Source organism: Enterovirga sp. GCM10030262 (assembly GCF_042666435.1).
Lineage (GTDB): Bacteria > Pseudomonadota > Alphaproteobacteria > Sphingomonadales > Sphingomonadaceae > Allosphingosinicella.
Genome location: NZ_JBHTDC010000001.1, coordinates 730,722 through 750,648, shown reverse-complemented (window position 1 = coordinate 750,648; position 19,927 = coordinate 730,722). Strand labels below are relative to the sequence as shown.

Genomic DNA, 19,927 nt, shown 5'->3' with positions numbered 1-19,927 from the left:
TCCGGAACGGCGCCCGGCCGCCGCCGGTTGATAGCGAAACCCAACCCGAATTGGAGACGATCATGCCGAACATATCGGACGCCAGAATATTGATCATCGCGACGAACGGCTTCGAGGATTCCGAGTTGCTCGACCCGCGCCGGACATTGATCGACCGGGGCGCCAGGGTGACGCTCGCGTCGCTCGACACCCGGGAGATCGAAGGCGACAACGGCGAGAGGGTAAAGCCCGACTGCGCGATCGAAGACGTGGACAGCAAGGAATATGACGCGTTGCTGCTCCCTGGCGGGACCAAGAATCCGGACAAGCTGCGGACCGAGGAGCAGGTCGTCTATACGGTCAGGAAATTCGTCGATGCCGGGAAACCCGTCGCCGCGATCTGCCACGGCCCTTGGCTGCTGGCGGAAGCCGACGTGATACGCGGCCGCACGGTCACGGGCTGGCCCTCGATCCGAACCGACCTCCGAAATGCCGGCGCCGAAGTGGTGGACCGCGAGACGGCGGTGGACGGCAATCTCGTCACCAGCCGCAAGCCCGAGGATATCCCGGCCTTCACCGAGGCGTTCATCCAGGTCGTCGAGAACGCAGAGGCCCCGCTGGAGGCCGTCTAGGCTTCAGGTGGTGGCGGGTTCCGCCTCGGTTGCGGCGCTCGCCCAGCGGGACGGAACGGCGTCGCGCGCCTTGCGCGTCACATAGGCGTCGAATCCGATCTGCACGGCGAGCAGCATGTAGATGAACGGCTGGAAGGCGATGCCGACGAACAGCGACCCGATCAGATAGACGAGCTGGCCGTGCTGGAGCGCCGTCGCCAGGGGCGCGATCCATTCTTCGCCCTCGTCCGCCTTCCGGTATCGGCGGCGCAATATCTCCATCCGGACGACGCCGATGCCGTGGATCAGGAGGAACAGGATGAGGCCCGGAAAGCCCTGCTCGCCGAGCATCTCGAAATAGCTGCTGTGATAGGCGCGGCCCGAATCCTGGCTGGTCGTCTGAGCAACCATTTCGACCGCCCCGGCGGTCTGGCTCGACACGGTATCCACCTGCAGCCGGTTCTGGCGATAGGCCTCGAAGCCGCCGCCGAGCGGATGGTCCTGCACATAATCCAGCGTCCAGGCCCAGACCGCCAGGCGGGTCGTCGCCGAGCTGTCCGCCTGATAGGTGGAGATGGTCTCCATCCGGCTGGTGAAGGTTTGCGGCAGGAAGGGGATGGCGGCGACCAATGCGATCCCGACCATGCCGACATAGACGAAGCGGTTTTTGGCGTCGCGGAGCATCAGTATCGCGAGAGCGGCGATGCAGACCAGGCCGGTTCGCGCCTCGGTTCCCACCGGCATCAGCAGGCATGCGAAGATGAGGGCGTAAGCGAAGCCGCGCACCCGCCAGTCGCGCGGATAGATCGTGCCGAAGCGGGCGAGCCAGAGGATGACGGGTATGATGGCGATGGCGACGGTCGAGATCGTGCTGCCTTCGTAGAGGCCGCTATTATTGTCGATCATCAGGTTGAGCGCGCCGTAGCCGCCGCCAGAGGCAACCGTCTTCAAACCGCCGACGATGATGATCGCGCCGGCCGACAGAATCATGAACAGGAGATAGGCTTCGATCCTCAGTCTGGTGCGCAGGGTAAAGGGGAGGAAGATCGCCCACACCATCGCCTTCCAGACCCATTCCCATTTGTCATAGGCCTCGATCGGGAAGTCGGCGCTCAATGTGGTGAGGCCCGCATAGCCGAGCAGAATCAGCATCAGCCATTGCCGCCCCGTCACTTTGAAATGCCGCTTGTCGTCGGCGATGAACCAGCCGGCGACGGCGAGGCCGGCGACGATCATCGACACCGGAATGCTGTTCAGCAGATAATAGCTCAGCCGCTGCGGCGCGACGATGTCGACATAGGCGTAAGCCAGCACGAACAGGAACGGCCGCTTGAGCGCCATCGCCAGGAGGGCCGCGAGGAATCCGACGAACGCGAGGTCACGCACGGGGGAGTGGCTCCTTCGGCGCGGGCGCGGGCTGCTTGTCGTCGTCGAGATCGGGACGGGCGAGGAGGCGCCATGCCGTCACGATCATCAACCCGTGGGTCAGCGCGAGCGCGAAATTGTCGATCATGCCTCTGGTCCCGTGCCCGTCATCGCTCCTTCATAGAGGCCGGCGGTTGACGCGCCGTTAAGCTTGTCGTGGCAGAGCGTCGCCATGCGGATCCTGCATGTGCTCGACCACGGCCTGCCGCTTCACAGCGGCTACACTTTCCGGACGCGGGCGATCCTGAAGGCGCAGATGGCGCGCGGCTGGGAGGTGGCGTGCCTCACCGGCGTTCGCCACACGAATCCCGGACCCGATCCCGAGACGATCGACGGCATCACCTTCTACCGGACTCCACCCTCGGCCGGCGGACCTTCGCCGCTCGGCGAATGGCGCGAGGTGCGGGCGCTGTCCGCGCGGCTCGACGAACTCGTCGCGGCATGGCGGCCGGACCTGGTGCATGTCCACTCGCCGGTGCTGAACGCGCTCGCCGCTTTGCCGGTCGCGCGGCGGCGGAAGCTGCCGCTGGTCTATGAGATACGGGCCTTCTGGGAAGATGCCGCCGTCGGCAACGGCACCGGTCGGGAAGGTTCGCTTCGTTATCGGCTGACCAGGATGCTGGAAACGCACGCCGCCCGCCGCGCCGACGCCGTCGCCGTCATCTGCGAAGGGCTGCGCGGCGATCTGATCGCGCGGGGCATCGACCGGGACAGGATCGTCGTCGCCCCCAACGGGGTCGACATGGCCTTGTTCGGGACGCCACTCCCGCCCGATCCGGTTTTCGCCAGGAGTCTCGGTCTGAACGAGGCTGAGGTGATCGGCTTCATCGGCTCCTTCTACGATTATGAAGGGCTGGACGACCTCATCGCCGCGATGCCGCTGCTGCTTGCCGAACGGCCCAAAGCGCAGCTCCTGCTCGTCGGCGGCGGGCCGATGGAGGGGGCGCTGAAAGCCCAGGCCGAACGCTCGCCCGCCGCTTCGCGCATCCATTTCGTCGGCCGGGTGCCGCACGAGGAGGTGGACGGCTATTACGCTTTGATCGACATCCTCGCTTATCCCCGCAAGGCGATGCGGTTGACCGAGCTGGTGACTCCGCTGAAGCCGCTGGAGGCGATGGCGCAGCGGAAATTGGTGTCGGCATCCGACGTCGGCGGCCACCGCGAGCTGATCGACGACAATGTGACCGGCACCCTTTTTTCCGCCGGCGATCCGGCCGCGCTGGCGGCCGCGCTGAGCGGTCTGTTCGCCGATCGCGACGGCTGGGAGGAGCGCCGCGACGCCGCCCGCCGCTTCGTCGAGGAGCATCGTAACTGGTCGTCAAACATTGCGCGCTACATTCCCGTTTACCAGAAGCTGACGGGCAAGATTCTGCGATGATAGAGAATGATATCGTGACGAGGGCAGGCGCGCGCGGCGCGTCGCCGCTCGATCTGCCGATGGCGGCGCTGGCGGCCTTGTCGGTGGCGTTCGTCGCCTATGCCATGCCGGACCCGCTTTTCTCCGGTGCTGTCGAGGCGACGGGCCTGCCCGGCCTGCTGCCGGCCGCGCAACCGCCGCTCGGTTCGACGGCGCGCCTCGCCGTCGTGATCGCCGGCACCATCGCCGCATTCCTTTGCACCTGGTTGCTGCTTCGCGCCCTGGGCACTCGGCCTTCGCCGCGCCGCCGCGCATTTTCCCGGGAAGTCCATCTGGAGACGCCAAGGCTTCGCCGGGCCGACGCCCATCCCGACGCGCCCTCGCGCCGTCCGCTGGTCGCCGGACTCGACCTTGGCGAGCCGTTCATCGAGATCGAGCAGGAAATCCCCGCCGCGCCGGAGCCCTGGGGCCACGATTTGCCGCGCTTCATCGCCGACGGACCCGCCGTCGAAGAGGTTTCTCCCCTGGCGCAACAGTCCGAGTTCGTTGCTGACCCTGCCGCCGAACCGCCGATCGAGCTCGAAGTGCAGAGCATCGGAGACCTGATGCGGCGGCTGGAACTGGGCGTGGCGCGCCGCCGACACGCTCGCGCCGCTCCCGCCCCAGCAGCCGCCCCGGCTTCCGAGCCGGTGGTCGCCGCGAACATGGACGAACCGGCGGACGAGCCTGCGGACGACCGCTTGCGCAGCGCGCTCGATGCGCTCCAGAAAATGGCCGCGCGCGGCGCCTGAGCCGTCACCGGTCCTCGACCGTCAACGCTTCCAGCCCGATCCGGACCAGCGGCGCGCCGTCGGGGCCGGTCAGGCGCTCGCTCGACACCAAGGCGATGTCGGCGACGATGTGGCCGCCCAAGTCGAACTCGGCCGCTTCGAGATTGTCGACGAAGGCCGCCGCCGCGTCCTCCGCGCCTTCGCCCTCCAGCCTGAGGACTATCCGGTGGCGCGCGCCGGTGAAGGTCACGCTCGCCCAGGCACGGCTGACGATCTCCTCATAAGCGAGGGCGCGAAAGTTCCCAATGTTCCTAGTGACGGCGCGCAAAAGGGCGCTCGTCGCGTCGGTCAGCGCGGCCACGAATTCCTCCCGCCCTCGCGTATGTCGAGATAGGCCGAGACTCGCGCGGCGGTCGCGGGTCTGGGCTCGCGGCCGTTGCGCAGATCGAAGACGAAGCGGGGATCGTGGACCGCTTCCCGGCCGAAACGGGTGGGCGGCGTTCCGCTCCGCCTCAAATAGCGTTCGACGCGCGGCAATAGCATGAGCGGCTCCTTTCGACTCGACCGTGTTCCCATTATGTTCACCATCCGAGGCGAATTCCTACTTGTCTAGGAAAAATCCTATGCTATGAGCGAAAGGATGGATGCGCGCGCGGAACTAGAGCGGCTGATCGGAGAGCGGGGCGAGGATTATGCCGGCCTGTCGCGGCTGATCGGGCGCAACGCGGCTTATGTTCAGCAATATATCAAGCGCGGCATTCCGAAGCGGCTGGCGGAAGCGGACCGGCGCCTGCTCGCCCGTTATTTCGAAGTGCCCGAGGAGCGCCTCGGCGGCCCCGCGCCCGATCCGGGGCGGGAGCCGGACCATGTCGTCGTGCCCCGGCTTGATGTCGGCGCCAGCGCCGGCCATGGCGCTCTGCCGGGGGAGGAGCGGTTCCGCTCGAGCCTCGCCTTCGACGCCGGCTGGCTTCGGCGGCTAGGAACGGGCGACGTCCGGCTATTGTCGACGATCCGGGTGGAAGGGGATTCGATGATTCCGACCCTGGCCGACGGCGACGAGATCATGGTCGACCGCGGCGACGCCGCCGAGCGGCTGCGCGACGGCATCTACGTGCTGCGCATCGACGAGGCGCTGATGGTCAAGCGTCTGGCGGTGAACCCGTCGGCGCGAACCATTTCCATCAGCAGCGACAATGCGGCCTATCCCGGCTGGCCCGATTGCCGTCTGGAAACGATCGATGTTGTCGGCCGCGTGGTCTGGGCTGGGCGGCGGATCGGATGATCTAGGGCCGGTCGCGCCACCAGATGAAGAGCGCGAGCGCCAGGCCCGCCCCCAGGCCAATGAGGAAACCGGCGCTCGGTTGACCCGCCGCGACGCCGCCCACGGTGCCGACAAGCATGCCGGCGGCGACGAGAAAGCCCCCCGCCTGCGATGCTTTCTTGCGGGGGCCAGTCATTGCATCTCCCGAAACGTTACCGGCAGCGGCCTTCCCTACAGCGCGAAATCGCCGGCGATCGGTTCGACGATGCCGTCGAGGCGGATCATGAAGTCGGCGCTGCCATCGCCATTGGTGTCGCCCTCGATATAGGTATTGCCCTGCGCGTGGGAATAGCGCAGCTCGCCGGCCGCGCCCGAGAAAGCGGCGTCGCCGACGAAGGTGAAATTCTGGTCGCCGCCGACATCGGCGTTGGCGTCCACCTGCCTCAGGTTGATGCGGTCGCCTTCCGTCCGGTTGAAATCGGTGATGATGTCGGCGCCGTTGCGGGTGGCCGCGGTGTCGCCGTCGTCGAACACGAATTGGTCGGCGTCGGCGCCGCCCGTCATCGTGTCGCGCTGCGTGCCGCCGTTGAGCGCGTCCTTGCCGGTCCCGCCGTCCAGGATGTCAGCGGCCGCCTCGCCGAACAGCCGGTCGTCGCCGGCGCCGCCGTCGAGCGTGTCGACGCCGTCCTCGCCGTTCAACCGATCGGCGCCGGCGTCGCCGAACAGGCTGTCATTGCCGAGCGCTCCGTAAAGGATGTCGGCATCGTCGCCGCCATGGAGCGTATCGACCCCGCTCTGGCCGCGAAGCGTGTCGTTGCCGCCGAGACCGGACAAGGTGTTGGCGATGCTTGATCCGAAGATCGCGTTGTCGAGCCCGTTGCCGGTGCCGGTGGCCGCCGCCCCGAACAGCCGCAGCTCCTCGATATTGTCGGCCAGCACATGATCGACGAACGCCTTCACCTGGTCATAGCCCTGGCCCAGCCCCTCGATCGTCTGGTCGCCAGCGTCGTTGACGAAATAGATGTCGTCGGCGGCGCCGCCGCGCATCTGGTCGTTGCCGCGGCCGCCGCGCAATACGTCGTTGCCGCCCGCGCCGATCAGCACATCCTTGCCGGCCTGGCCGCCAAGGGAATCGTCGCCGCCGCCGCCCTCCAGCCGGTTGGCGCCGGTGGTGCCGGCGATATTGTCGGCGAAGGCCGAGCCGATCGCATTCTCGATACCGTCCAAAGTGTCGACTCCCGCGCCGAGCGTATCCTGCGCCGTCGCCCGCGACAGCCGCAGCGCGATGCCGGCGCCGGCATCGGCGTAGCGCGCCGTGTCGATGCCCGACCCGCCAAGCAGGATGTCGTCGCCATCGCCGCCGTCGAGCTGGTCGTTGTTCGCGCCGCCGTCCAGCCTGTCGTTACCGCCAAGGCCGCTCAGAACGTCATTGCCTTCGAACCCGGCCAGCCTGTCGTTGCCGGCCGTGCCTTCGAGATTGTCGGCTTCCGGAGTGCCGCCCCCGGACGCGCGCCCGAAGATGACGTAAGCACTGCCGGAATCGAGGCCGGCGCGGGCATCCCGCTTGGCGCCGACCACGAGGTCGTCGAAGCCGTCGCCGTTGAGGTCGCCCGCCGACGCGACGCTGTAGCCGGCCCAGTCGAACGCGCCGCCCTGGAGGATCAGGCCGTCCTCGGGCGCGAGGCTGGACAGATCGATCGGGCCGAAGCCGCTCGCCTTGCCGAAGATGACATAGGCCTCTCCGGCCGAGGTGCCGCCGTCGTCTCCGTGAGGCGCACCGACGATGATGTCGGCGAAGCCGTCGCCGTTGAAGTCTCCGGCCGAGGAAACCGCGCCCAGCTTGTCGCCCTCTGCGTCGCCGCTGATGACGAAGCCGTCGCCCGCGGCGAGGGACGAAAGATCGATGTCGGTGAAGCCGCTCGCCTTGCCGAACAGGACATAGGCCGCGCCCGCGTCCACGCCCGCTTCGTCGTTCCCCGGCGCGCCGATGACGATATCGTCAAAGCCGTCGTCGTTGATGTCGCCCGCGCTCGAGACGGTGACGCCGGCATTGTCGTTGTCAGCCTCGCCGCGGAGCGTGAAGCCGTCGGCGGCGGCGAGGTTGCCGACATCGATGTCCGCGAAGCCGCTCGCCTTCCCAAAGATGACATAGGCCTCGCCCGGCCTGAAGCCGCCATAGTCGCCGCCTTCGCGAGCGCCGACGATGATGTCGTCGAAGCCGTCACCGTTAATGTCTCCCGCCGAAGAGACGGCGGCGGCATAAGCGTCGTAAATGGCCCCCTCGATGCGGAAGCCGTCAGTGGGATCGAGGACGGCGAGGTCGATGTCCGCGAAGCCTCCGGCCTTGCCGAAGATCAGGTAGGAGACACCGGCATATTCCCAGCCGTAGGTCGCCTGGCCGTAGGGCGCGCCGACGAGCATGTCGTCGAAACCGTCGCCGTTCACGTCGCCGGCCGACGCGACGCGGGTGCCGGCACTGTCGAAGCGCGCGGCGCCCTCGATGACGAAGCCGTCGGCGGCGGCGAGGCTGCCGAGGTCGATGTCGGCGAGGCCGCTCGTCTTGCCGAAGATCACATAGGCCGCGCCCGAATAGTCGCCGCCGTAATCCGGGCCATAGGCGCCTACGATGATATCATTGACGCCGTCGCCGTTGATGTCTCCGGCCGAAGAAACGCTGGTTCCAGCCTCGTCATAGATATTGGCGCCCTGGATGACGAACCCGTCCGCAGCCGCGAGATTGCCGAGATCGACCGTGCCGAAGCCGCCGGCCTTGCCGAAGATAACATAGGCCTCGCCCGCCCGGTCGCCGCCATCGTCGCCATAGGGGGCGCCAATGATGAGATCGGCGAACCCGTCGCCGTTGACGTCGCCGGCCGAGGAGACACTGGTGCCGGCGAAATCGCCTGCGGCATCGCCGATGATGACGAAACCGTCGCTCGCGGCAAGGCCGCCAAGGTCTATGGATGCCATGATTTACTCCCCCGCAAACGTCCAGTCCAAGCCCGGTGTAATTCGATTGCAAACGGGAGTATCTGACTTTTCACACTATTCGCATCCCCCAATAAGGGGATGACGGTAAAAACGAGGGAGCCGAATGCACGCGCAGTCGCGATCAAGGCGAGCTTCTGTTGGGGCCGGAACGATCCGACATGAACATTCCGCGCGCCGATTTCGATGTCCAGCCTCCTTTTGCGAGCGATGGTGAACGCTTCGTTGAGTACGGCAATGCGGCATTTTGAAAGGCTGGCAGCGTAGGGGAGCGCCCGGATGTAATTTGCGTAAAGGCTCCCCCGTGCACCATGTCCATGTCTCCGACCGCGCGGCTTTGGCCGAGGCGACCGAGCTGATCGCGGTTTTCGGCGAGCTGGCCGTGGTCGAGGCGGCCAATCGGGCGGATCGCAGCCGCTCGCTCGGCAACGTCCTCCATTTCTGCCACTGGCGGCAGATCGAGCGGACGATCGAGATGCTCCGTGGCGAGGATGTGACGGGCACCGTCCATTAGCGGCGGACGGCTCCATTCGGTGCTGGCGGAGGGGTGCGCCTCCCGCTAGATTCGCGCGATGTTGCAAGTCGCTGCGGGGCGGCCTGTGGTGGCCGTGCTGGCCGCCGCCGCCCTCATTCTTTGTCACGAGAAAGCGCCGGCGCAGGACGCCGACTCGATGGGAGAGCTGGAGGCGCCGCTCGACCCGTCGGCGCCGCTCGCGCCGCTGCCCGATCTCGGCGTCGAATGGCCCGACATGGAGGCCGAGGCCGGCGAGGATATCGCCGAGACGCCCGACACCGATATCGCCGACGCGACCGGGGAGCGCGGCTACAGCGTTCGCATCGAGGGACTGGAGGCGGCGCCCGCCGAAAATCTGCTCGCCCAGTTCGGCGCGCTGTCGACGCTCGAGGAGAATCGCGACGACCCGGCCAATGCGGCGCAGATAGACCGGCGCGCCCGCGAGGATGCGGACCTGCTCGCCGAGCTGCTGCGCGCCCACGGTTTTTACGATGCGATGGTCGATACGCGGGTCGAGGCAGCGGAAGGGAACGCCTCTTTGGTCGTGACCCTCCAGGTCGAGCCGGGGCCGCGCTACAGCTTCGCCGAGGTGCGGCTGCCCGGCATCGACGCGGCCGGCGAGGATGCGACCGCGCTGCGCGAGGCATTCGGGATCGACGAAGGCGAACCGGTCGACGCCGCCCGGGTGACGACAGGGCAGGCGGCGCTTCGGCTGGAGCTGGGCGCGCGGGGCTACGCCTTCGCCGAGGTCGGCGCGCTCGACATCGTCGTCGACCACGAGACGCGGACGGCGACCCTGGTGCTGCCGGTCGATCCCAACGGCGCGCGCCAGTTCGGGCGGATCATCGTCGAGGGCGAGCCCCTGTTCAGCGCTCGCCACATCGACACGATCGCCCGCTTCGAGCCCGGGGACGATTATGAGGCGCCGCTGATCGACGATCTGAGGCGGGCGCTGATCCAGACCGGCCTGGTCTCCGCCGTCACCATCCGCCTGATCGACGATCCCGCCAGCCGCACCGTCGATGTCGCGGTGACTCTGGAGCCGGCGCCGATGCGGACTATCGCCGGCGCGGCGGGCTACGGCACCGGCGAGGGTGTCCGGATCGAGGCGAGCTGGCAGCATCGCAACCTGATCCGGCCCGAGGGCGCGGTCACCTTCCGGGGCGTCGCGGGGACAAGAGAGCAGCTCCTGTCGGCGACGCTCAGGCGCAACAATTTCCGCGAGCGCGACCAGGTGCTGACGGCGCAGATCGCCGCCAGCCACATCGAGCGCGACGCCTATGAGGCGAACACGTTCCTTCTGGGCGCCGGCATCGAGCGGCAGACCAACATCATCTGGCAGAAGACATGGACCTGGTCGCTCGGCGCCGACCTCATCGCCAGCGACGAGCGCGACGTCGATGTCGACAGCGGCATGACCCGGCGCCGCACCTTCTTTATCGCCGCGCTGCCGGCGACGCTCTCCTATGACGGGTCGAACGACCTGCTCGATCCCACGTCGGGCTTCCGCCTGTCGAGCCGCTTCTCGCCCGAGGCGTCGCTGCAGAGCGGCAGCTTCTTCTACGCCCGCGCCCAGGTGGACGGCAGCTTCTACCAGCCGGTCTCGGACCGGGTGGTGATCGCCGGGCGGACGCGGCTCGGCACGATCGTCGGCGCGAGCCGCGACCGCATCGCCCCGTCGCGGCGTTTCTATGCGGGCGGCGGCGGATCGGTGAGGGGCTACGGCTTCCAGCGGCTGGGACCGCGCGACCCGGTGTTCGACGATCCGATCGGCGGCCGCAGCCTCGCCGAATTCGCGATCGAGGCGCGCGTGAGGGTAGATGCGTTCGGCGACAAGCTCGGCATCGTGCCTTTCATCGACGCCGGCAACATCTACGAATCCTCGCTGCCCAAATTGGACGACCTGCGCTTCGGCGCCGGCATCGGCGTTCGCTATCACACCAATTTCGGGCCGATCCGGGTCGATGTCGGGACGCCGCTGGACCGGCGGAGCGGCGACCCGCGGATCGCCGTCACGGTCTCGCTGGGGCAGGCCTTCTGATGGCCGGCGAGGACATCGCCGAGGAACGCCCGGCACGCCGGCCGCGGCGGTGGCTGTCGGGCGCGGCCAAAGGCGCGGTCGGGCTGATCGTCGCCCTGCTGGTCGCGCTGGCCGCCTTGATCGGGTTTCTCGACACCGATGCCGGCCACCGCTTCATCGCCGACCGCATCGCCGCGCTCAGCCCCTCTTCCGGCCTCAAGATCCGGGTCGGGCGTATCGAAGGATCGATCTGGGGCGACACCCTTTTGCGCGATGTCCGGCTGTACGATCCGCAGGGGTTGTTCGCGGAATCGCCCTTGATCGAACTGGACTGGCGGCCGACCGGCTGGCTGACGAACCGGCTGATCGTCGACGACCTCGCCTCCAAACTCGTCATCGTCCACCGCCTTCCCAAGCTGGTTCCGAGCGACGAGCCGACGCCGATCCTTCCCGATTTCGACATCCGCATCGGCCGGCTGGAGATCGCCCAATTGCGCTTCGAGGAGGGGGTGGCGGGCGAGCGCCGGATCGCCAGCGTCTCGGGCGAGGCGGACATACGCGCCGGCCGGGCGCTGATCGAGATCGAGGCTGAGGTGAAAGACGGCGGCGACCGGCTGAGCCTGCTGCTCGACGCCGAGCCGGATCGCGACCATTTCGACGTGGATGTCAGCCTCGCCGCTCCGGCCGACAGCGTCACCGGCGCGATCCTCGGCACCAGGCGGCCGATCGCGCTCGAAATCCATGGCGACGGACGGTGGAGCGCCTGGGCGGGGACGGCGCGGCTCGCTCTCTCGGGACGGAGCACGGCCGATTTGTCGCTGCGGGTCGACGAGGGACGATTCCGGCTCTCGGGCTGGCTGATGCCGTCGCAATTCCTCAAGGGCAAGCAGGCGCGGCTGACGGCGCCGAGGGTGCTGCTCAACGCCGCCGCCACGCTCAAGGATCGGCGGCTCGACGGAACCCTGTCGCTGCGCTCTTCGGCGCTGAGGATCGAGGCCAAGGGCGTCGTCGATCTCGCCACCAGCGGCTTCGATGACGTCCGCATCGGCGCCGACCTGCTCCGCCCCCCGGCCCTATTCCCCAACATGACCGGCGAGCGGGTGCGACTGACGGCTTTGCTCGACGGCCCGTTTCGCCGCGCTACCTTCGCCTATCGGCTGACATCGCCGCGCGTGGCCTTCGACGATACCGGGTTCGAGGATGTGCGCGCCGAAGGGCGGGGGCAGCTTTCAAAGGAGCCGGTCAAGGTGCCCTTGCTGCTGACCGCGCGGCGGGTGACCGGCGTCGGCGACGTGGCCGGCGGCATTCTCGCCAACCTCCGGGTCCAGGGCGTGCTCCAGGTGACGGCGCGGCGGCTGACGGGGGAGGGGCTCACGCTCACCTCGGACAAGCTCAAGGGCACATTGGGCATGTTCGTCGATCTGGTGAACGGCGACTATCAAATCGTTCTCTCGGGTGGGCTGACGCGCTACCTCATTCCCGGGCTCGGCATCGTCGACGTGACCAGCGAGTTGCGGATCGTCGAAGGGGCGGGCGGGCGCGGCACTTTGGTGACCGGCAAAGGCCGCGCCTGGGTGCGGCGGTTCGACAACAAGTTCCTGGCCGGGCTCGCGGGCGGGCTGCCCGAGATCGAGGCCGATCTGGTGCGCGGGCCGGACAAGATCCTGCATTTCCGCAACCTCAGGCTGACCGCGCCGTCGATCCGCATCTCGGGCAACGGCTATCGCCGGCGCGACGGCACCTTCTGGTTCGAAGGCTCGGGCGAGCAGGCGGAATATGGCCCGTTCGCGATGACGCTCGACGGCCGCATCGAGCGGCCGAAGCTGGCGATCCGGCTGGAGCGGCCCAACGAGGCGATGGGGCTCGCCGACGTGCGGCTCGATCTCGACCCGACCGCGGAGGGCTTTGCCTACCGCGCCGAGGGGCAGTCGTATCTCGGGCCGTTCACCTCGCGCGGCGCGATCCTGCTGCCGAGCGGCCGGCCTGCCACGATCCAGGTGGCCGCCCTCAACGTGTCGGGCACGAGCGCATCGGGGATGCTGCGTTCCGACCCGGGCGGCTTCACTGGACAGTTGAACGTCGCGGGCGGCGGGCTCGACGGGCGCCTGATGTTCCGCCCGGCCGGCACGGTCCAGCGGATCGAGGCGCATCTGACGGCGCGCGACGCCCGCTTCGCCGGCCCGCCGCCCATCGCCATAAGGCGCGGCAAGCTCGACGGCGTGATCCTGCTCGATCCCGGCGGAACGTCGGTCGAGGGCACGTTCAGCGCCGGCGGCCTCAGCCGCGGCCCGCTGTCCATCGCGAATGTGACCGCCGAGGCGCGGATGCGCGGCGGCGTCGGCCAGGTCCGCGCCAATATCGCCGGCACGCGCGGGCGCGACTTCGTGTTCCGCGCCGTCGCCGATTTCGCGCCGGGGCGGGTGCGGCTCACCGGCGGCGGCACTGTCGACCGGCGGCCGATCGAGCTCAGCGAGCCTGCGGTCCTCACCAAGGCGGGCGACGCCTGGCGGCTGGCGCCGACCGCGCTCACCTTCGCCGGCGGCAACGCCACCGTCGCCGGCCTGTTCGGGCCGGATGCCACCGAGCTCAACGCCCGGATGGAGCGGATGCCGCTCACCATTCTCGACATCGCCTGGCCGCGCCTCGGCATGGGCGGGATCGCGTCGGGCACGCTCGATTATCGCGCGCCGAGCGGCGGCGCGCCGCCGACCGGGGCGGTGAACCTGCGCGTGCGCGGCCTCACCCGATCGGGGCTCGTCCTGTCGTCGCGGCCGGTCGATGTCGGCGTGGTCGCCAAGCTCGACGGACGCGGCGCGGCGATGCGCGCGGTGGCAGTGAGCGAGGGCAAGACGATCGGGCGGGCGCAGGCGCGGCTGTCGCCGATCGGGTCGAGCGGCGATTTGGGCGAGCGCCTGTCGCGCGCCCCGCTCTTCGCCCAGCTGCGCTACAACGGGCCGGCCGACACCTTGTGGCGGCTGACCGGGCTGGAACTGCTCGATTTGAGCGGACCGGTGGCGGTGGGCGCCGACGCACGCGGCACGCTCCACGATCCCCGGATCACGGGATCGGTGAGGACCGAGCGCGCGCGGCTCGAAAGCGCGGTCACCGGCACCGTCATCGAGAATATCCAGGCGACCGGCCGGTTCGGCGGCTCGCGGCTCGTGGTCGACCGCTTCACCGGCACCACCAAGAAGGACGGCCGGGTCTCCGGGCGCGGCAGCTTCGACCTTGCCGCCGCGCGCGGCTTCGGCATCGACGTGGCGATCGACGCCCAGGCGGCGCAGCTCATCGACCGCGACGACATCAAGGCGCAGGTGACCGGCCCGATCACCATCCGCTCCGACGGGTCCGGGGGCACCATCGCCGGCAAGGTCGACCTCGTCAGCGGCAGCTTCAAGCTCGGCAGCGCGACCGCGGCGGCGCAGGTGCCGCGGCTCGAGGTGACGGAAATCAACCGGCCCGATACCGAGGCGGCGCCCGAGCGCGTCCCCGCGCCGTGGCGGCTCGATCTCGACGTTCGCGCCGACAACCGCCTCATCGTCACCGGCCTCGGCATCAACAGCGAATGGAGCGCCGCCCTCGCCATCGGCGGCACCGTCACCCAGCCCCGCATCGAGGGCCGCGCCGAGCTCCTTCGCGGCAGCTACGATTTCGCCGGCCGCCGCTTCGACCTCGAACGCGGCACCATCCGCTTCCTCGGCGAGACCCCGATCAACCCGACGCTCGACATCGTCGCCGAGGGCGGCCTCCAGGGCCTCAACGCCACCATTCGGGTCACCGGGCGCGGCCAGAAGCCGGAGATCGCCTTCACCAGCACGCCCGCCTTGCCGCAGGACGAATTGCTGAGCCGGCTGCTCTTCGGCACGTCGATCACCAACCTGTCGGCGCCCGAGGCGCTTCAGCTGGCGGCGGCGGTGGCCTCGCTCAACAATTCGGGCGGCGGCCTCGATCCGATCAACGCGGTGCGCAGCGCCACCGGCCTCGACCGCCTGCGCATCCTCCCCGCCGACATCTCGACCGGCCAGGGCACGTCGATCGCGGCCGGCAAATATATCGGACGCCGCGTCTATGTGGAGGTCATCACCGACGGCCGCGGCTATTCGGCGACCCAAGTCGAATATCAGATCACCCGCTGGCTTTCCCTCCTGTCGAGCATCTCCACCATCGGACGCGAGAGCGTCAACGTGCGCGTGTCGAAGGATTATTAGCAGTCCAGCGCGCCTGTCGAGCCGCTCTGGCTTGCGTCGTCGCTTCACTCCTCGCAATGACGGTTGGAAGGACGGTCTCGGCCTATCTCGACGAATGCCTCGGGACGCGCCATGGTGGAGAAAATCGCATGACATCGGGGGCGGCATGAAGAATTGGAACGCGCGGAAGCGGATCATCGCGGCCGAGGAGTTGCTGCCCGAGCATCGGCTGGCGCGAAGCCTTTCCTGGCCGCATCTGATCGCGCTCGGCGTCGGCGCGATCGTCGGCACCGGCATCCTCACCCTGATCGGCGTCGGCGCCGACAAAGCGGGGCCGGCCGTCATCCTCTCCTTCCTCATCGCCGGCCTGATCTGCGCTTGCGCGGCCTTGGCCTATGCCGAGATGGCGACGATGATCCCGGCGTCGGGCAGCGCCTACACCTATTCCTACGTGGTCATCGGCGAGCTGGTCGCCTGGGCGGTCGGCTGGAGCCTGATCCTCGAATACAGTTTGGTGGTGAGCGCGGTGGCGGTCGGCTGGTCGGGCTATGCCGCGCCGCTGCTCCAGGCATGGCTCGGCGTGCCGATGGCGATGATGCAGGGGCCGGAGCTGGGCGGCATCATCAACCTGCCCGCCATCTTCATCATCGCGGTCATCGCCGGCCTGCTCATGCTCGGCACCAAGGAGAGCGCGACCCTGAATGCGGCTCTGGTGCTGGTGAAGATCGTGGCGCTGATCGTGTTCGTCGTGGTCGCGCTCCCTTATTTCAACGCCGCCAATCTGGAGCCGTTCAGCCCCTACGGCTTTCCCAAGAGCGTCGACGCGGAAGGGGTGGAGCGCGGCGTGATGGCGGCCGCGGCGATCATCTTCTTCGCATTCTACGGCTTCGACGCGATCGCGACGGCGGCTGAGGAGACCAAGAATCCCGATCGCGATCTCAAGATCGGGATCGTGGGTTCGATGGTCGCCTGCGTCATCATCTACATGGCGGTCGCGATCGCCGCGGTGGGCGCGCTCGCCTATACCCGCTTCGCCAACAGCCCGGAGCCGCTGGCGCTGATCCTGCGCGAGCTGGGGCAGCCGGCCGCGGCGACCTATCTCGCCGTCTCGGCGGTGATCGCGCTGCCGACGGTGATCCTCGCTTTCTTCTACGGGCAGAGCCGCATCTTCTTCGTGATGGCGCGCGACGGGCTGCTGCCCCGGGGCCTGGCCAAGGTCTCGGCGCGGGGCACGCCGGTGCGCATCACCATATTCACCGCCGCCGTCGTCGCTGTGCTCGCCGGCTTCATTCCGCTCGGCGACCTCGCCGCCCTCGCCAATGCCGGGACGCTCACCGCCTTCATCGCCGTCGCCTTGTGCATGCTCATCATGCGCCGCCGGGAACCGGACGCGCCGCGCCAGTTCCGCACGCCCTTGCCCTGGGTGGTCGGGCTCGGCGCGATCCTCGGCTGCCTCTATCTGTTCTACAGCCTGCCCGAGAAGACGCAGGTCTATTTCTTCTTCGCCCATGTCGTGGGGCTGGCGATCTACCTTCTTTACGGGAGCCGGCGAACGACGACCCGGTAGCCACCGCCGACGGGCGTCGCAACGGCATCTTAACCATTACCATGCAGACCGGATTTCCTCACACAAAGAGGGATTCCGCAGCCCATGAAGCGCCTCTCCGATTTCCTTTTCGCGCTGGTCGTGACGGCGGTCCTCACCGCCGCGCCGGCTCATGCCTATCTCGATTCCGGCACGATCAGCCTGGTGCTGCAGATGGTGACCGGAATCGTCGCCAGCGTGCTGCTGTTCGGCAAGGTCCAGCTCGCCCGCATCACCGGCCTGTTCAGGCGCAGCACGCCTTCCGCGCCGACCGCGGATAGCCGCGAGGACTGATCCGATGAAGTTCGATCCGGGCTCGTTCCGCGATCCGGCGGGGCGCGTCCTCCATGCCGACGGCCGCGTCTTCCGCGCGGTGTTCGATGCGGGCAGCGTCCCTTATGAGCAGGCGCGCGCGGCAGGCGTGTTCGGCAAGGCGGTCGAGCGCGGCCGGCTGATCGGCCTGACGGAGCGGGAGCCCGAGGCGTCGCCCGCCATGGCCGGCGCTCCCCGCTACCTGCTGGAGCATCCGCGGATCGATTTCGTCTCCTATCCTTATGAATGGACCTTCTCGGCGCTCAAGGCCGCCGCTCTGCTCCATCTCGACCTACATCTGGAGCTGCTCGAGGATGGCTTCACCTTGTCGGACGCGACCGCCTACAACGTCCAGTTCGAAGGCACGAAGCCCGTCTTCATCGATCATCTGTCGATCGTCCGCTACGAGGAAGGGGCCTTGTGGACCGGCCAGCGCCAGTTCGCGATGCAGTTCCTCAATCCGCTTCTGCTCTGGGCGAAATGCGGGCTGGCGCCCAATGCCTGGTATCGCGGCAGCGGCGAAGGCCTCGCGCCCGAGGACATGACGCGGCTGCTGCGCGCGCGCGACAAGCTCTCCTTCACCGTCCTCGCCCATGTCGTCGCGCCGAGCTACGTCCATCGTCGCGGCGTTTCCCGGGGGCTGGAAGGGAAGCGCGCCGCCGCCGCGCGGCTTTCGAAGGAGGGCCTCGTCGCCATCCTCCAAGGACTGCGTTCCTATATCCAGAAACTGCGCCCGCCCGCGCAAAAGACGATCTGGGCCGATTATGCCGGGCACAACAGCTATGACGAGGAGCGCCGCTCCGCCAAGCACGGCTTCGTCGCCCGCGCCGTCGCCGCCGCCGAGCCGCGCCTGTTGTTCGATCTCGGCTGCAATAGCGGCGATTTCAGCCGGACGGCGCTCGACCATGGGGCGCGCTCGGTGGTCGGCTTCGATTTCGATTTCGGCGCGCTCGAACGAGCCTATGCCCGTTTCGACCAGGACGGCGGGCGGATGCTGCCCTTGTGGCTCGACGCGACCAATCCGAGCCCATCGCAGGGTTGGGCCGGCGCAGAGCGCAAGAGCCTGGCCGCGCGGGCGGATGCGGATGCGCTGCTCGCGCTCGCCGTCATCCATCATCTGGCGATCGCCAAAAACGTGCCGCTCGACATGGCGGTGGACTGGCTGATGAGCCTGGCACCGGTCGGCGTCATCGAGTTCCCCTCCAAGAGCGACCCGATGGTGCGCGAGCTGCTGCGCGGCCGGGCGGACATTTTCCCCGATTATGGTGAGGAAGCGTTCCTTGCTCACGTGAAGGAGCGCGGGGCGATCACCGACCAATGCCGACTCGGCGAGGACGGACGGCTGCTCGTCGCCTACGACCGCCGGCGGTGACCGCCGCCTCCTCCGCGTCCTGGCTGTCGCGCCTGCCGCTCGCCGGCGGCGCGGTCGCCTTGATCGTGACCCTCACCCTGTGGCTCTCCAACATGGGCCGCGTGCCCTACGAGGACGCGCTGCCGACGATCGCCTTCATCCTCGGCCTGGCGGCGCTGGCCGTGCTGGCGCTGCGGCCGGGGGCGGGAAGCTGGGCACGCGCCGGCCTGATGTCGGGCATCGCCGCCGTCTATATCCTCTATGTCCCGGTGGCGGTATTCGCGATCTCGACCGCACCTTGGCTTCACGCCGTTTTGTTGTTTCTGGCGGGCGTAGCGGCGGTGCTGGCCGCCCGCCGCATTCCGCGCGATATGCCCGCCCTTCTCACGCTCAACCGCAAGATCAACCTGATCCTGGTCGCCGTGGCGGTCGGCATCGCCGGAGTGGCCTTGTTCCGGCAGGTCGATCTGGAGCGGCAGAGGCCGGCGCCGGACCAATTGTTCGCCGCGTTCGAGGGGCGGGCATCGGCGGCGAGCCCGGACGTGTGGCACCTGATCTTCGACCGGTACGGCAACAGCGCCACGCTCGCCAATGCGTATGGCTACGACAACGGCCCCTTCCTCGCGGCGCTGCGGGCACGGGGGTTCGCGGTCGATGAGGGCGCCTTCTCCAATTATCAGCGGACCGGCCATTCGGTCGCCTCGACGCTCAACGCTTCCTATCTCGACCCGCTGTCGGGACGGGCGAACCCGGCGGACTGGGTGCCGCTCTACCGGTCGATGACGTCGAACCAGGCGCTGCGCTTCTTCGAGCGCCAAGGCTATGACACGGTGTTCGCCGGCTCGTGGTGGAACCCGACCCGGGCAAGCGCGCTCGCCGACCGCAACATCAATTACCGCGCTTTGCCGGAGCTCGGGCGGCTGGTCCTCGCCCAGTCGGCCGTCGGATTCGCGATGGACCAGCTGGCGCTGCCTTATGGCGACGGGCGGGAGGATCAGTGCCGGCGCGCCGGGCACAAGTTCGATCGGCTACGCGCGCTGGCGGGGGACAGCGGACGCAAATATGTCTTCGCCCATTTCCTGGTGCCGCACCCGCCCTTCGTGCTCAACGCCGACGGCTCCTGCCGCTCGCTGGCCGAAGCGACGGCGGCGAGCCGGCGCGACAATTATGTGGCGCAGATCGAATATACCAATCGCGAAATGTTGCGGCTGGTCGACGCGGTGCTCGCGGGTCCGCGCCCGGCGGTGATCGTTCTCCATTCCGACGAAGGGCCGTGGCCCGAGCCCTATGTCGGCGATGAGCGCTTCCTCGGACGCGACCCGGTCGCCGTCGACTGGACCAACCTCGGCCGCGCCCAGCTAGCCGAGAAGATGGGCGTGCTGATGGCGATCCGCCACGTGGACGGCGTTCCCGCCGCCGCGCCCGCCTCGCCGGTGAACGTCTATCCGACGATCCTGCGCGCTTATTTCGGGAGCCCGATCCCCGATCCGGCGCCGCGCCATTTCGTCTTTGAAAGCGACGCGGCGCTGTACAGCTTCAAGGACGTGGCGCCGGACCTGGAATGAGA

17 protein-coding genes are annotated in these 19,927 nt (G+C 68.3%); 11 read left to right on the top strand and 6 right to left on the bottom strand.

Annotation, left to right across the window (positions count from 1 at the left end):
* Nucleotides 1-62: 62 nt before the first annotated feature.
* Nucleotides 63-611: a type 1 glutamine amidotransferase domain-containing protein gene (locus ACFQRC_RS03720; protein WP_379957876.1), complete on the top strand. Its 549-nt coding sequence runs from the start codon at nucleotides 63-65 to the stop codon at nucleotides 609-611.
* Between the two features lie 3 nt (nucleotides 612-614).
* Here ACFQRC_RS03720 and ACFQRC_RS03715 read toward each other — a convergent pair whose 3' ends face one another.
* Together ACFQRC_RS03715 and ACFQRC_RS03710 are read right to left on the bottom strand one after the other, a co-directional pair.
* A complete protein-coding gene (locus ACFQRC_RS03715; protein WP_379957874.1) occupies nucleotides 615-1,976 on the bottom strand; it encodes a putative O-glycosylation ligase, exosortase A system-associated in 1,362 nt (453 codons plus the stop codon).
* On the bottom strand, nucleotides 1,969-2,103 hold the full coding sequence (locus tag ACFQRC_RS03710) for a hypothetical protein (RefSeq protein WP_379957872.1): 135 nt from the start codon (nucleotides 2,101-2,103) through the stop codon (nucleotides 1,969-1,971). The genes ACFQRC_RS03715 and ACFQRC_RS03710 overlap by 8 nt, the downstream gene beginning before the upstream one ends.
* Nucleotides 2,104-2,187: 84 nt before the next feature.
* On the opposite strand from ACFQRC_RS03710, the gene ACFQRC_RS03705 reads away from it, so the two are divergent.
* Both ACFQRC_RS03705 and ACFQRC_RS03700 read left to right on the top strand, forming a co-directional pair.
* Entirely contained in the window at nucleotides 2,188-3,393 is a 1,206-nt protein-coding gene (locus ACFQRC_RS03705) for a TIGR04063 family PEP-CTERM/XrtA system glycosyltransferase (RefSeq protein ID WP_379957870.1), read from the top strand.
* Nucleotides 3,390-4,163, top strand: coding sequence for a hypothetical protein (locus ACFQRC_RS03700; protein WP_379957868.1), 774 nt, complete (start codon nucleotides 3,390-3,392; stop codon nucleotides 4,161-4,163). The genes ACFQRC_RS03705 and ACFQRC_RS03700 overlap by 4 nt, the downstream gene beginning before the upstream one ends.
* A gap of 4 nt (nucleotides 4,164-4,167) precedes the next feature.
* Here the strand turns inward: ACFQRC_RS03700 and ACFQRC_RS03695 are convergent, their stop codons facing one another.
* Nucleotides 4,168-4,503 carry a hypothetical protein gene (locus ACFQRC_RS03695; protein WP_379957866.1) on the bottom strand — a complete coding sequence of 112 codons (336 nt, stop codon included), beginning with the start codon at nucleotides 4,501-4,503 and terminating at the stop codon, nucleotides 4,168-4,170.
* A complete protein-coding gene (locus ACFQRC_RS03690; protein WP_379957864.1) occupies nucleotides 4,491-4,685 on the bottom strand; it encodes a hypothetical protein in 195 nt (64 codons plus the stop codon). Before ACFQRC_RS03690 ends, ACFQRC_RS03695 begins: the two co-directional genes overlap by 13 nt.
* A gap of 85 nt (nucleotides 4,686-4,770) precedes the next feature.
* Here ACFQRC_RS03690 and ACFQRC_RS03685 point away from each other — a divergent pair, with 85 nt between their 5' ends.
* Nucleotides 4,771-5,424 carry a helix-turn-helix transcriptional regulator gene (locus ACFQRC_RS03685; protein WP_379957862.1) on the top strand — a complete coding sequence of 218 codons (654 nt, stop codon included), beginning with the start codon at nucleotides 4,771-4,773 and terminating at the stop codon, nucleotides 5,422-5,424.
* Between the two features lies 1 nt (nucleotide 5,425).
* Here ACFQRC_RS03685 and ACFQRC_RS03680 read toward each other — a convergent pair whose 3' ends face one another.
* Nucleotides 5,426-5,599: a hypothetical protein gene (locus ACFQRC_RS03680; protein ID WP_379957860.1), complete on the bottom strand. Its 174-nt coding sequence runs from the start codon at nucleotides 5,597-5,599 to the stop codon at nucleotides 5,426-5,428.
* Nucleotides 5,600-5,634: 35 nt separating this feature from the next.
* Nucleotides 5,635-8,373 carry a hypothetical protein gene (locus ACFQRC_RS03675; RefSeq protein WP_379957858.1) on the bottom strand — a complete coding sequence of 913 codons (2,739 nt, stop codon included), beginning with the start codon at nucleotides 8,371-8,373 and terminating at the stop codon, nucleotides 5,635-5,637.
* 322 nt (nucleotides 8,374-8,695) lie between these two features.
* Here ACFQRC_RS03675 and ACFQRC_RS03670 point away from each other — a divergent pair, with 322 nt between their 5' ends.
* From ACFQRC_RS03670 to ACFQRC_RS03640, 7 genes are all read left to right on the top strand, one after another.
* A complete protein-coding gene (locus ACFQRC_RS03670; RefSeq protein ID WP_379957856.1) occupies nucleotides 8,696-8,905 on the top strand; it encodes a hypothetical protein in 210 nt (69 codons plus the stop codon).
* 58 nt (nucleotides 8,906-8,963) lie between these two features.
* The gene (locus ACFQRC_RS03665; RefSeq protein WP_379957854.1) at nucleotides 8,964-10,946 is read left to right on the top strand and encodes an autotransporter assembly complex family protein; all 1,983 of its coding nucleotides are present in this window, start codon (nucleotides 8,964-8,966) and stop codon (nucleotides 10,944-10,946) included.
* On the top strand, nucleotides 10,946-15,133 hold the full coding sequence (locus ACFQRC_RS03660; RefSeq protein WP_379957852.1) for a translocation/assembly module TamB domain-containing protein: 4,188 nt from the start codon (nucleotides 10,946-10,948) through the stop codon (nucleotides 15,131-15,133). Before ACFQRC_RS03665 ends, ACFQRC_RS03660 begins: the two co-directional genes overlap by 1 nt.
* A gap of 145 nt (nucleotides 15,134-15,278) precedes the next feature.
* Nucleotides 15,279-16,679, top strand: a complete 1,401-nt coding sequence (locus ACFQRC_RS03655) for an amino acid permease (RefSeq protein WP_379957850.1) — start codon at nucleotides 15,279-15,281, stop codon at nucleotides 16,677-16,679.
* Between the two features lie 84 nt (nucleotides 16,680-16,763).
* Complete coding sequence (locus ACFQRC_RS03650) at nucleotides 16,764-16,991, top strand: hypothetical protein (RefSeq protein WP_379957848.1); 228 nt, start codon at nucleotides 16,764-16,766, stop codon at nucleotides 16,989-16,991.
* A 4-nt stretch (nucleotides 16,992-16,995) separates the two neighbouring features.
* Nucleotides 16,996-18,381, top strand: a complete 1,386-nt coding sequence (locus ACFQRC_RS03645) for a class I SAM-dependent methyltransferase (RefSeq protein WP_379957846.1) — start codon at nucleotides 16,996-16,998, stop codon at nucleotides 18,379-18,381.
* Nucleotides 18,378-19,925: a sulfatase-like hydrolase/transferase gene (locus tag ACFQRC_RS03640; RefSeq protein WP_379957844.1), complete on the top strand. Its 1,548-nt coding sequence runs from the start codon at nucleotides 18,378-18,380 to the stop codon at nucleotides 19,923-19,925. The genes ACFQRC_RS03645 and ACFQRC_RS03640 overlap by 4 nt, the downstream gene beginning before the upstream one ends.
* Nucleotides 19,926-19,927: the final 2 nt, after the last annotated feature.